Raw genomic sequence first — 12,581 nt, 5'->3', positions numbered from 1 at the left:
GCCCGTGCGGGTGGGTCCTGAGGGGGCTCCGTGACCTGTGAGGGCGGTGCGACCTCAACTGGCGGTGGCCAGCAGCTTGGTGACCCGGTCCGCGTCACAGGTGCGCGGACAGGTGGCGCAGGTGTCCTCGGGACGCAGGGTGTAGAACATGCAGCAGCTCGCCCGGTCCCGGGTGCGCAGGGGCTCGCCGCCGGGGCCGGTCAGTTCGCGGAAGGCGGCCGTGCCCACGTACGGCTTCGTGGCGCCCGGCAGGAGCAGCTCCAGCTCGCGCATCGCGCGCCGCTCCTCGATCTCGCCGAACAGCTGGGCGACGTACCAGAGCCCCTCGACGATCTCGTCCGTGGCCATGCCCCACAGGGCTCGTCCGCGCCGCCGCATCCGCGGGCCGAAGCCGGTCAGGACCGGCTCCATGTGCTCGGCGACCGCCGAGCGGACCTCGGCCCGCAGGGCCTCTTCGTCTGCGACGACCCGGGCGCCGGGCAGCGTGGCGGCCTCGTCGCCGGGCAGGCAGGCGAAGCCGGCCGGGCGGACGGCCAGGTGGCCGAGGGCGTGGCCCGGCGCTGTGCGGTCGTACGAGACGTGCGTCACGGGGTAGCGGGGGACGCGGCGGTGCAGGAACCAGGGGACGGTGATCAGGAGGCACGCGGGCCAGGCGTACCGGTGCAGGCCGAAGCTGGCGATGACGTCCGGGCGGGCCTGCTGCTCGTAGTCCCGGCGGATCTGGCTGTCGTCCCAGGCCAGGTACGTCTCGAGGTCGGGGCCGGCGGCGGCGAGGGTGGCGGCGCTGATCCAGCCGCCGCCCTGCGGGGCGGGGTCGTCCGGGGTGAGTTCGGTGACGGCGAGCCCCGGGAGGACCTCGGCCAGGCGGGTGTAGGCGCCGGAGACGGCCGAACGGGGCACGGGCATGTGATCACCGATCCACGCTGTCGAACGGATGAGTTGGAAGGTAAGCCTTACCTTAACGGAGATCGCTGGGATTTGAACTGGCGGCCGGTGCGCTTATGGTGCTTGACGGGCGAGTAACAACCCGCCGTAATGACCCCAAGTACCGATACGTCCGGAGGAGGACCCGTGAGGCAGGTCGCGCAGGGGTCCGCCCGGACGGGGGAGCCGCAGGCGCGTGCCGGGGAGGCGGGGGAGGGCGGGGAGGCCGGGCAGGCCCGGGTGCCCCGGCAGGACGGGGCGGCGCGCGGTGAGCACACGCACGGTGAGCCCGCGCCTGCGCGGCACCGGTCCGTCGTGCGGCGGGCCTCGGTGCGCGGGCAGATCGTGGACGCGCTGCGGGCCGCGCTGGTGGCGGGGGAGCTCAGACCCGGTGAGGTGTACTCGGCTCCTGCGCTCGGCGAGCGGTTCGGGGTGTCGGCTACGCCGGTGCGGGAGGCCATGCAGCAGCTGGCCCTCGAGGGGGCTGTCGAGGTTGTGCCGAACCGGGGGTTCCGGGTGGTCGAGCGGGGGGCGCGGCAACTGGCGGAGCTGGCCGAGGTGCGGGCGTTGATCGAGGTGCCGGTGATGCTGCGGCTGGCCCGTACGGTGCCGGCCGAGCGGTGGGCCGAACTCCGTCCCTTCGCCGAGGCGACGGTTCGCGCGGCGTCCTCCGGCTGCCGTGCCACCTACGCGGACGCGGACCGGGTGTTCCACCGGGCCGTGCTGTCCCTGTCCGGCAACGAGCAGTTGGTGCAGATCGCGGAGGACCTGCACCGGCGGGCCCAGTGGCCGCTGGTCGGGGGCGGGCCGGGGGTGCGGGGGTGTGCGGACCTGGTGGCGGACGCGCACGAGCACACGGCGTTGCTGGACGCGTTGATCGCCCGGGACCTGGAGGTGGTGCGGGAGTTGGTGGGGGAGCACTTCGCGGGGGCTTGTGGCGCGTGACGCCTGCTGCTGGGTGGGGGGTCGGGGCCGCGCCGGGGGGTGTCCGTCCTCGGAACGGCGCGATGGAGTCGGATATCGAGTGACTGTCCGTTGACGCGCCAACCGCTGCGGGCGGACACCCCCCGACACGTCCCCTTCCGTGCGTACGCGGCTGCGGGCCGTCCTAGCTGCGGGCAGTCGTGCCGCTGGGGCGGCACGGGTGGGCGCAGCGGCACCTCGTCGCGCCGAGTTGCGCAACGCCCCGCCCCCAGCACCAACGCCCGGCACCTCGCAACGCCGAGCTCCGCGGCCGCTGGGCCTCAGGCCGTCGCCCCCGCGGCCGGAGGCAACGGGGTCAGCACTCGCGCCAGCCACGTCGGGACACCCCCGAGCAACCGGAACAGCCGCCGCGCCTCCTCCCGCAGCCGGGACGCCTCCGGCTCGGTCTCCGTGTCGGCCAGGGACACCAGCGCCGGGGCCGTGCCGACGAGGTAGCCCAGTTCCTCGCGGATCCGCAGGGACTCGGCGAAACCGTGCCTGGCCTCCGCCAACTCCCCCTCCCGCAGGGCGAGTCCGGCCAGGTGGCGCCAGGTGAAGGACAGCAGCAGCGGGTCGGAGTGCGCCGTCGCGCCCGCGTGTGCTCGGCGATACGCCGCCCGCGCCGCCTGCGGGGACCGTGTCAGGTTCTCCGCGAGCAACCCGCGCCGGAAGTCGAGCAGGGCCCGCCGCTCGGCCCCCGGAGGGATCAGCGCCGCCGCCCTGCCCAGCGCCGCGCGCGCCTCGTCGGCGCGGTCGCGGACCGCGAGCACCGTCGCCGCGTAGGCCAAGTACCCGCGTTCACAAGCGGCCGCGCCCCGCTCGTCGTCGCTGTGCGCCAGCGCCTCGGCGACGCGCAGGGCGTCCTCGGCCTCCTGCCAGCCCTGCTCCGTGTACAGACACCGCTCCACCAGCAGCGAGGCGCGTTGCAGCGCCGCCGCGGGGGTGTCCGGCGGCAGCAGGGCGGCGGCGTCGGCCCAGCACGCGCGTGAGCGCAGCCGCCATACCGCGGTCTGGAGGGGATCGTCACCGGCGGTCGTTCCGTTACCAGACATGGCGGTATGCGCCACGTTGCCCTCCCCGAGCACGCCATCGAGCTGTTGAGTGGTGGCGGCATCTCAGCACGAATCGCGGCGCCGGGCCAAGAGGGTGGGTGAAGGATTTCACAAAGTCGTGGGACACCGGCCTCCTTGAAGTTCGGGCCGGGACGCGTCCGCGTCTCAGCTCATGCGCAGTGCCAGGAAGAAGTCCAGCTTGTCCTCGAGACGTGAGAGGTCCCGGCCCGTCAACTGCTCGATGCGGCCCACTCGGTAGCGCAACGTGTTGACGTGCAGGTGCAGGCGGGAGGCGCAGCGGGTCCAGGAGCCGTCGCAGTCCAGGAAGGCCTCCAGCGTGGGGATCAGTTCGGCTCGGTGGCGGCGGTCGTAGTCGCGGAGCGGGTCCAGGAGGCGGGCCGTGAACGCGCGCCGGACGTCGTCCGGGACGAAGGGCAGGAGCAGGACGTGGGAGGCCAGCTCCTGGTGGCCCGCCGCGCAGACCCGGCCGGGGCGTGCCGCCGCCACGCGGCGGGCGTGCCGGGCCTCCTCCAGTGCGCCCCGCAGTCCCTCCGCCGAGTGGACCGTCGCGCTGACACCGAGGGTGAGGCGCCCGTCGTCGTCGAGACCCGCCGTGAGGGGGTCCCGTACGGACTCCAGCAGGGCGTCCGCGACGATGCCGGTCTCCGAGCCGTCGGGCTCCGTCGGGACGGCGGGCAGCGGGACGAGGGCGACGGCCTCCTCGCCCGTGTGGGCCACGGCGATGCGGTCGGAGTGATCCGGGCCCGCCGGCAGCGGGTCGACCAGGATCTCCTCCAGCAGGGCCTGGGCCATCGGGCCGCTCTCGGTCTCCCCGCCGTCCCAGTCGACGCGGGCCACGACCACCTGCCAGTGCGGCGCCGCGCCGAGGCCGGGCAGCAGCACCGGTGCGGCCACGCGCAGACGGGCGGCGATCTCGGCGGGGGCCGCGCCCGTCTGGACCAGTTCCAGGACCTCCTGGGCGAGGCGGCGGCGGACCGTGCGGGCGGCGTCCCGGCGGTCGCGCTCGACCGCGATCAGCTGGGTGACGCCGTGCAGCAGGTCCAGGCGCTCCTCGGCCCAGTCCCCGGCGTCCGCCTCGACGGCCAGCAGCCAGTCGGACAGCACGGTCTCGCGGACGTCGCGGGCGGTCTGCGGTGAGCGGCCCGTCGAGCGGACCGGGAACAGGGAGTAGGTGGAGCCGCCCAGGAGGACGCGGTGCGGGGCGCGGCGGCCCGAGCGGGTGGCCGTGAGGTGTTCCGCCGCCAGCCGTCCGCAGGCCTCGGCGGGCAGGGCCGGTGCGCCGGCCTTGGGGCCCGCGATCAGCCGGCCGGTGGGGGAGAGGACCCAGGCCCGCAGGTCCAGGTCCGAGCCGAGCAGGTCGAGGACCACGTCCGGGCCGCCGCCGGCCGGGCCCGAGGTCATCATCCGGCGGTGCCGGTCGACGACCGCCGCGAGGTCTCCGGCGCGCTCGCCGGAGACCTGCCGCACGACGTGCTCGGTGATGGTCGCGAAGGCCACCGACTCGTGGACCGCGAAGAGCGGGAGGCGGTGCCGTGCGCAGGCGACGACCAGGTCCTCCGGCACGTCGCCCAGCTCGGCCTCGCCGGCCGCCAGGGCGGCCACGCCCTCCTGCACCAGGAGCCGGACGAACGGCTCCGAGTCCGCGGCGCCCCGGCGCCAGGCGAGGCCGGTGAGCACCAGTTCGCCGCCCGACAGGTAGCGGCTGGGATCCCTGAGGTCGGTGGTCATCACGCCGCGCACGGTGCGGTCCAGCTCGTCCTCGCCGCTCAGCAGCTTCAGGCCCAGCGCGTCCGTCTCCAGCAGTGCGCGCAGCCGCATGCTCGTCGCCGCCGTTCTTTGTCTCGATCACGTTTCCACAGGAAGACGAGGACGTTCCTGAGGGCCTTTGTTCATACGAATCTACAAGATGCCCGCCCTGGCCAGCCAACTCCTTCATGGTTTCCGTGACTGACCCGTCGGAGTGCCGCGCTGTGTACTGGGTCCATCACGCGTCGACAGCACATGACGAGCCGGGACCGCCGCACACGGATTGGCTCAATCTGATCGCCCCACGAGATGACGGAGAAGAGAGCCGGTCATGGACTTCCTTCGCCCCGCCAGCTGGGAGGAGGCGCTCGCCGCGAAAGCCGAGCACCCCACCGCTGTGCCGATTGCGGGTGGCACCGACGTGATGGTCGAGATCAACTTCGACCACCGCCGGCCCGAGTACCTCATGGACCTGAACCGTGTCGGTGACCTCTTCGAGTGGGAGGTCGGGGCGGAGAGCGTCCGGCTCGGCGCCTCCGTGCCCTACACCCGGATCATGGAGAACCTGCGCGCCGAGCTGCCGGGGCTGGCCCTCGCCTCGCACACGGTCGCCTCCCCGCAGATCCGCAACCGCGGCGGCGTCGGCGGCAACCTCGGCACCGCCTCCCCGGCGGGCGACGCCCACCCCGCGCTGCTCGCCGCGGGCGCCGAGGTGGAGGTCGAGTCGGTGCGCGGGTCGCGGCGCATCCCGATCGACGAGTTCTACACCGGCGTGAAGCGCAACGCGCTCGCGGCTGATGAGCTGATCCGGGCCGTGCACGTGAGGAAGGCCGACGGGCCGCAGCAGTTCTCCAAGGTGGGGACCCGGAACGCCATGGTCATCGCCGTGTGCGCCTTCGGGCTGGCGCTGCACCCGCAGACGCGGACCGTGCGGACCGGGATCGGTTCGGCCGCCCCGACACCCGTTCGGGCCAAGGTCGCCGAGGAGTTTCTGAACGCCGCTCTGGAGGAGGGTGGTTTCTGGGACAACGGGAAGATCGTCACCCCGTCGGTCGCCCAGCGGTTCGCGGACCTGTGCTCGGCCGCCTGCAACCCGATCGACGACGTCCGGGGCACCGCGAGCTACCGCCGCCACGCGGTCGGCGTCATGGCCCGCCGCACGCTGACCTGGACCTGGGAGTCCTACCGCGGCGCCCGCCGCATCACCGAGGGAGCCGCGTAATGCGTGTCAACTTCACGGTCAACGGCCGTCCGCAGGAGGCCGACGACGTGTGGGAGGGCGAGTCCCTGCTGTACGTGCTGAGGGAGCGGCTGGGCCTGCCGGGGTCGAAGAACGCCTGTGAACAGGGCGAGTGCGGGTCGTGCACCGTCCGGCTCGACGGTGTGCCGGTGTGTTCGTGTCTGGTGGCGGCCGGGCAGGTGGAGGGCCGTGAGGTCGTCACCGTCGAGGGCCTCGCCGACTACGCCGGGCAGCGGTCCTGCGGGACCGGCGACCGTACGTCCCCGAGTGGTACCGCGCGGGACACCGACTCGCAGACCGGCGAGGGCACCCGGCTCGCCCCGATCCAGCAGGCGTTCATCGACGCCGGCGCGGTCCAGTGCGGCTTCTGCACGCCCGGTCTGCTGGTCGCCGCCGACGAGATGCTGGAGCGCAACCCCGACCCGACCGACGCGGACATCCGCGAGGCCCTGTCGGGCAACCTGTGCCGCTGCACCGGCTACGAGAAGATCATGGACGCGGTCCGCCTCGCGGCCGCCCGCCAGTCCGAGGGGGCCTGACCATGGCAGCCAACGGCGCACCCACCAAGATCACCCAGGGGTCGCAGACCAAGGGCGGCATCGGTGAGTCCACCCTCCGTCCGGACGGCACCCTCAAGGTCACCGGCGAGTTCGCCTACTCGTCCGACATGTGGCACGAGGACATGCTCTGGGGGCAGATCCTCCGGTCGACGGTCGCGCACGCGCAGATCGTGTCCATCGACACGAGTGAGGCCCTCGCCCTGCCGGGCGTCCACGCCGTCCTGACGTACGACGACCTGCCCACGGACGTGAAGCACTACGGGCTGGAGATCCGGGACACCCCGGTCCTCGCCCACGGCAAGGTCCGCCACCACGGCGAGCCGGTCGCGATCGTCGCCGCCGACCACCCGGAGACCGCCCGCCGCGCCGCCGCCAAGATCAAGGTCGACTACCGCGAACTCCCCGTCATCACCGACGAGGCCTCCGCGACCGCCCCGGACGCCGTCCTCGTCCACGAGAACCGTGAAGACCACCACGCCGGCCACGTCCCGCACCCCAACATCCTCCACCGCCAGCCGATCGTCCGCGGCGACGTGGCGCGGGCCCGTGCGCGCGCCGACGTGATCGTCGAGGGCGAGTACACCTTCGGCATGCAGGACCAGGCCTTCCTCGGCCCCGAGTCCGGCCTCGCGGTGCCGGAGGAGGACGGCGGCGTCCACCTCTACATCGCCACCCAGTGGCTGCACAGCGACCTGCGGCAGATCGCGCCCGTGCTCGGGCTGCCCGAGGACAAGGTGCGGATGACGCTGTCCGGCGTCGGCGGCGCGTTCGGCGGCCGCGAGGACCTGTCGATGCAGATCCACGCCTGCCTGCTGGCGCTCCGCACGGGCAAGCCCGTCAAGATCGTCTACAACCGGTTCGAGTCCTTCTTCGGCCATGTCCACCGCCACCCGGCCAAGCTCCACTACGAGCACGGAGCCACCCGCGACGGCAAGCTGACCCACATGAAGTGCCGGATCGTCCTGGACGGCGGGGCCTACGCCTCGGCCTCCCCGGCGGTCGTCGGCAACGCCTCCTCGCTGTCCGTCGGCCCGTACGTGATCGACGACGTGGACATCGAGGCCCTCGCCCTCTACACCAACAACCCGCCCTGCGGCGCCATGCGCGGCTTCGGCGCGGTCCAGGCGTGCTTCGCCTACGAGGCGCAGATGGACAAGCTCGCCGCCCGGCTCGGCATGGACCCGGTGGAGTTCCGGCAGCTCAACGCCATGGAGCAGGGCACCGTCATGCCCACCGGGCAGCCGGTCGACTCCCCGGCGCCGGTCGCCGAACTCCTGCGCCGGGTCAAGGCGATGCCCATGCCGCCGGAGCGCCAATGGGAGTCCAGCGAGGGCGCCGACGTGCGGCAGCTGCCCGGCGGACTGTCGAACACCACGCACGGGGAGGGCGTCGTCCGCGGGGTCGGCTACGCGGTCGGCATCAAGAACGTGGGCTTCTCGGAGGGTTTCGACGACTACTCGACCGCCAGGGTCCGGATGGAGGTCGTGGGCGGCGAGCCCGTCGTCACCGTCCACACCGCCATGGCCGAGGTCGGCCAGGGCGGTGTCACCGTCCACGCGCAGATCGCCCGCACCGAGCTGGGCGTCACCCAGGTCACCATCAACCCGGCCGACACCCGGGTGGGCAGCGCCGGTTCGACCTCCGCCTCCCGGCAGACGTACGTCACCGGCGGGGCGATCAGACACGCCTGCGAGCTGGTGCGCGAGAAGGTGCTGGAGATCGGGCGTCGCAAGTTCGGCTCCCACCACCCGGCCTGGGCGACAGCCGAGCTGCTGCTGGAGGGCGGCAAGGTCGTCACGGACGGCGGCGAGGCCCTCGCCGACCTGGCCGACGTCCTGGAGGGCGAGAGCGTCGAGGTCGAGGAGGAGTGGCGGCACCGGCCGACCGAGCCCTTCCACCCGCGCACCGGCCAGGGCAACGGGCACGTCCAGTACTCCTTCGCCGCGCACCGCGCCGTCGTCGAGGTCGACACCGAACTCGGCCTGGTGAAGGTCATCGAGCTGGCCTGCGCCCAGGACGTCGGCAAGGCACTCAACCCGCTGTCCGTGCTCGGCCAGATCCAGGGCGGCACGACGCAGGGCCTGGGCATGGCGGTCATGGAGGAGATCGTCGTCGATCCGAAGACGGCGAAGGTCAAGAACCCGTCCTTCACCGATTACCTGATCCCGACGATCCTCGACACGCCGACCATCCCGGTCGACGTGCTGGAACTCGCCGACGAGCACGCCCCGTACGGGCTGCGCGGCGTCGGCGAGGCACCCACCCTGTCGTCCACCCCGGCGGTCCTCGCGGCGATCCGCGACGCGACCGGCCTGGAGCTGAACAGGACGCCGGTCCGACCCGAGCACCTGACCGGCACGCGACGCTCCGAGGGCTGAGCCACAGCGTCCCGCCGGGGAACTCGTCCCCCGGGATTCCACAGCTCGCCGCCTCGCCGACCCAAGGAGACCGAGACAGATGCTGGACATCGCCGAGGAGCTGAACCGGTGGGTCGAGCAGGGACGTGACTTCGCCGTGGCCACCGTGGTGGCCGTCGGCGGCAGCGCACCCCGCGGGCCCGGTGCCGCGCTCGCCGTGGACGCCGAGGGCACGGCCATCGGCTCGGTCTCCGGCGGCTGTGTGGAGGGCGCGGTCCACGAGCTGTGCGAACAGGCGCTGCGGGACGGCGAGACCGTCCTGGAGCGCTTCGGCTACAGCGACGACGACGCCTTCGCCGTGGGTCTGACCTGCGGCGGCGTCATCGACGTCCTGGTCACCCCGGTACGGGCCGCCGATCCGGTCCGGCCGGTGGTCGCGTCCGCGATCGGCGCCGCCGCTCGAGGGGAGGCGGCGGCGGTGGCACGCATCGTGTCGGGGCCGCGCGAGCTGACCGGCCGGGCCCTGCTCGTCCGCCCCGACGGCTCCCGTGAGGGCGGCTTCGGCGCGCGCCCGGAACTGGACCGCACGGTCGCCGCCGAGGCCCGCGCCCTCCTGGACGCGGGCCGCACTGGCACCGTGGAGATCGGAGAGCAGGGCTCACGCTGCGGAGCGCCGCTCACCGTTCTGGTCGAGTCCTCGGTCCCGCCGCCCCGCATGATCGTGTTCGGCGCTGTCGACTTCGCCTCCGCCCTGGTCCGGGTCGGCAAGTTCCTCGGCCACCACGTCACGGTGTGCGACGCGCGGCCCGTCTTCGCGACCCCCGCGCGTTTCCCGGAGGCCGACGAGGTCGTCGTGGAGTGGCCCCACCGCTACCTCGAGCGCACGGACGTCGACGCCCGCACGGTCCTGTGCGTCCTGACCCACGACGCCAAGTTCGACGTGCCCCTGCTGAAGCTGGCATTGCGCCTGCCGGTGGCGTACGTCGGTGCCATGGGCTCCCGGCGCACCCACCTGGACCGCGCCGCACGCCTGCGCGAAGCCGGCCTCACCGAGCCGGAGCTGAGCCGGCTGCGCTCCCCGATCGGCCTGGACCTCGGGGCCCGCACGCCCGAGGAGACGGCACTGTCGATCGCGTCCGAGATCGTCGCCGAGCGGCGAGGCGGCAGCGGGGTCTCGCTGACCGGGGCGCACACGCCGATCCACCACGAGCCGGAGGTGAAGGCGGTACGGCGGATCGGGTCGGTCGCCTGACCGGGCCGGGGGCCGTCAGGCGCGGCACGGGGCCGGCCGTCACGGCGACCTGAGCAGGCGGTTCAGCGCCCGCCCGAACACATACCGGGAAGAGCGCCGCACCACGCCGTCGAGGAGCGGCGGCAGCAGCCGGATCCGGATCTCCTCCCGCCAGAGCACGCGGGTACGGCCTCCGGGGCCCGGCCGGACCTCCAGCTCCGCCCAGCCGAGAACCACCCGGCCCCGCTTCTCCAGGCGGCACAGCCCCGGTGCCCCGCCCTCGGGCGGCTGCCACACCGTGACCTCCATCGGGTCGTCGAAGGACAGCGGGCCGACGCCCGAGCGGGCCACGACGACGGTTCCCCGACGGGTCGGCTCGGGCGGGTCGACTCTGACCACGGTCAGCGGCACCGCCTCACCGTGCCGCCGCCACCGGGTGATCCGCCGCCACGCCTCGTCGAGGGGGAGCGGGGCCGTTCGTTCGAGCAGGATGTTCGCCACGTCCCGATCGTAGGAAATCCGCGCTGCTCAAGGCCTGTTCTGTGCATGTCTCACCCGCTTGGCCCAAGGATTCGGGTCCTACCGGTAGACCTCCCCGGGCTCCGCCGTGCCCGGTGCCAGCAACTGCGGCACCGTCACGAACACGTACCTTCGTTCCTTCAGGGCGTCGATGATGCCCGGCACGGCCGGCACGGTGCCGTCGTAGATGTCGTGCAGCAGGATGATCCCGTCCCGGGACGCCTGGGCGAGGACCCGGCGGGTGATCAGGTCCGAGTCGGTCGTCCGGTAGTCCTTCGCGGTCACGCTCCAGAGCACCTCGGCGAGGCCCAGCTCGCGGCAGATCTCGTGCACGGTCTCGTTCGTGCGGCCCTGCGGCGGGCGCATCAGGGCCGGGCGCCGTCCGGTGAGGCGTTCTATCTCCTGGTTGGGGCGTTCCAGCTCCTTGCGTATCTCCTCGGGGCGCAGCCGGGTCAGGATCTTGTGGTCCCAGGTGTGGCTGGCCACCTCGTGGCCCTCGTCGGCCATCCGCCGCACCGGCTCCGGGTACTTCTCGATGTGCCGCTCACCGAGGAGGAAGAAGGGTCACCGGGACCTGTTTCACCTTCAGGATGTCCAGTCGCCCGGCGGCAGTCGGCCGTACCGAACCCGGCCGCTTGGACGTCCACCGCCGCCTGTGCCCGGACGGTGGCGGGAGCGGTGGTCTCGCGCCCCGCGCACCCGCCCAGGGCCAGGGTGAGCGCGGCGGCCGCCGCGAGCGTCGCGGCCGTGCGGAACGCGGTCCCCGTTTCCTTCATCTTCTTGGTCAGAGAAGGCATGCCGGGACTATACATGTGGTGTATACGTCAGGTGTATAGAGTTTCCCGGGCTGTGAGTGGTTACCCGCCGCCGGAACGCGACCCGGCGGAGGGAGAGTCTCGTGAACGGACATGTCTGGCGCCGGGCTCTGGTGACCGGTGGTGCCGGGTTCCTCGGGTCGCATCTGTGCGCACGGCTGCTCGACGCCGGCGCGGACGTCGTGTGCCTGGACAACCTGGCCACCGGCTCCCGGGCCAACGTGGCCGACCTGGAGCCCCGCCCGGGCTTCCGCTTCGTGCGCGGTGACGCCACCGATCCGGAGGCGTTCGCCGGTCTGCCCGGCCGGTTCGGCCTCGTCCTGCACTTCGCGTGCCCGGCCTCGCCCGCCGACTACCTGCGACTGCCCCTGGAGACCCTGGACGTCGGCAGCACCGGCACCCGTCTGGCGCTGGACCGCGCCCGCGCCGACGGCGCCCGGTTCGTCCTCGCCTCCACCTCCGAGGTCTACGGCGACCCGCTGGAACACCCGCAGCGCGAGGGCTACTGGGGCAACGTCAACCCCGTCGGCCCGCGCAGCGTCTACGACGAGTCCAAGCGCTTCGCGGAGGCCCTGGTCACCGCCCATCGCGGCGTGCACGGCACCGACGCCGCCATCGTGCGCATCTTCAACACCTACGGGCCCCGGATGCGCACCGGCGACGGCCGAGCCGTCCCCACCTTCATCGCGCAGGCCCTGGACGGCATGCCCCTGACCGTCGCCGGGGACGGCGGGCAGACCCGCTCGCTGACCTACGTCGACGACACCGTGGACGGCGTGCTCGCCCTGGCCGCCTCCGCCGAGACCGGACCGGTCAACATCGGCGGCGGTGACGAGATCACCATGCTGGAGCTGGCCCGCCGGATCGTCGAGCTCACCGGCTCGTCCTCCCGCATCCGGTTCGTGGACCGCCCCGTGGACGACCCAGGCCGGCGCCGCCCCGACACCCGGCTGGCCCGGGAGCGGCTCGGCTGGCGGCCCCGCGTCGGCTGGCCGGAAGGGCTGGAGAGGACCGTTGACTGGTTCTCGCGGTCCGTGGCGGCTGAGCCGGTCACCAGGACCTCACTTCTGGGATACAGAGCGTGACAAAACTGGCGATTTCTTGGCAGTTGGCTCCAATTGTTTGAGACAGCCGCACCGCGGCACTCGCCAGA

General features: G+C 73.0%; 10 protein-coding genes and 1 pseudogene. 6 read left to right on the top strand and 5 right to left on the bottom strand.

Annotated elements, in window-relative coordinates; all coding sequences use genetic code 11:
- Positions 1–54: 54 nt before the first annotated feature.
- Positions 55–906, bottom strand: coding sequence for a (2Fe-2S)-binding protein (locus IE212_RS10885; RefSeq protein ID WP_190197548.1), 852 nt, complete (start codon positions 904–906; stop codon positions 55–57).
- Between the two features lie 165 nt (positions 907–1,071).
- On the opposite strand from IE212_RS10885, the gene IE212_RS10880 reads away from it, so the two are divergent.
- Positions 1,072–1,869: a GntR family transcriptional regulator gene (locus IE212_RS10880; RefSeq protein WP_229864200.1), complete on the top strand. Its 798-nt coding sequence runs from the start codon at positions 1,072–1,074 to the stop codon at positions 1,867–1,869.
- A gap of 299 nt (positions 1,870–2,168) precedes the next feature.
- On the opposite strand, the gene IE212_RS10875 is transcribed toward IE212_RS10880, so the two are convergent.
- Together IE212_RS10875 and IE212_RS10870 are read right to left on the bottom strand one after the other, a co-directional pair.
- Positions 2,169–2,939: a hypothetical protein gene (locus IE212_RS10875; RefSeq protein ID WP_190197546.1), complete on the bottom strand. Its 771-nt coding sequence runs from the start codon at positions 2,937–2,939 to the stop codon at positions 2,169–2,171.
- 165 nt (positions 2,940–3,104) lie between these two features.
- Positions 3,105–4,778: a PucR family transcriptional regulator gene (locus IE212_RS10870; RefSeq protein WP_190197545.1), complete on the bottom strand. Its 1,674-nt coding sequence runs from the start codon at positions 4,776–4,778 to the stop codon at positions 3,105–3,107.
- A gap of 259 nt (positions 4,779–5,037) precedes the next feature.
- Here IE212_RS10870 and IE212_RS10865 point away from each other — a divergent pair, with 259 nt between their 5' ends.
- From IE212_RS10865 to IE212_RS10850, 4 genes are all read left to right on the top strand, one after another.
- On the top strand, positions 5,038–5,928 hold the full coding sequence (locus tag IE212_RS10865) for an FAD binding domain-containing protein (protein WP_190197544.1): 891 nt from the start codon (positions 5,038–5,040) through the stop codon (positions 5,926–5,928).
- Complete coding sequence (locus IE212_RS10860; protein ID WP_190197543.1) at positions 5,928–6,485, top strand: (2Fe-2S)-binding protein; 558 nt, start codon at positions 5,928–5,930, stop codon at positions 6,483–6,485. The genes IE212_RS10865 and IE212_RS10860 overlap by 1 nt, the downstream gene beginning before the upstream one ends.
- Positions 6,486–6,487: 2 nt before the next feature.
- Positions 6,488–8,884 (top strand): xanthine dehydrogenase subunit D, encoded by a 2,397-nt coding sequence (pucD, locus tag IE212_RS10855; RefSeq protein ID WP_190197542.1) that lies wholly within the window; start codon positions 6,488–6,490, stop codon positions 8,882–8,884.
- Between the two features lie 79 nt (positions 8,885–8,963).
- The gene (locus tag IE212_RS10850) at positions 8,964–10,115 is read left to right on the top strand and encodes an XdhC family protein (protein WP_190197541.1); all 1,152 of its coding nucleotides are present in this window, start codon (positions 8,964–8,966) and stop codon (positions 10,113–10,115) included.
- Positions 10,116–10,154: 39 nt separating this feature from the next.
- Here the strand turns inward: IE212_RS10850 and IE212_RS10845 are convergent, their stop codons facing one another.
- Together IE212_RS10845 and IE212_RS10840 are read right to left on the bottom strand one after the other, a co-directional pair.
- The gene (locus IE212_RS10845) at positions 10,155–10,595 is read right to left on the bottom strand and encodes an SRPBCC family protein (protein WP_190197540.1); all 441 of its coding nucleotides are present in this window, start codon (positions 10,593–10,595) and stop codon (positions 10,155–10,157) included.
- 78 nt (positions 10,596–10,673) lie between these two features.
- Positions 10,674–11,389 (bottom strand): annotated as a pseudogene (locus IE212_RS10840) (polysaccharide deacetylase family protein).
- 122 nt (positions 11,390–11,511) lie between these two features.
- On the opposite strand from IE212_RS10840, the gene IE212_RS10835 reads away from it, so the two are divergent.
- On the top strand, positions 11,512–12,513 hold the full coding sequence (locus tag IE212_RS10835; RefSeq protein WP_190197539.1) for an NAD-dependent epimerase/dehydratase family protein: 1,002 nt from the start codon (positions 11,512–11,514) through the stop codon (positions 12,511–12,513).
- The last annotated feature ends 68 nt before the right edge of the window (positions 12,514–12,581 follow it).

The sequence above is a fragment of the Streptomyces djakartensis genome (genome assembly GCF_014651075.1).
Classification (GTDB): Bacteria; Actinomycetota; Actinomycetes; order Streptomycetales; family Streptomycetaceae; genus Streptomyces; species Streptomyces djakartensis.
The sequence above is the reverse complement of the archived record's forward strand: the minus strand, read 5'-3'. Positions and strand labels throughout refer to the sequence as shown.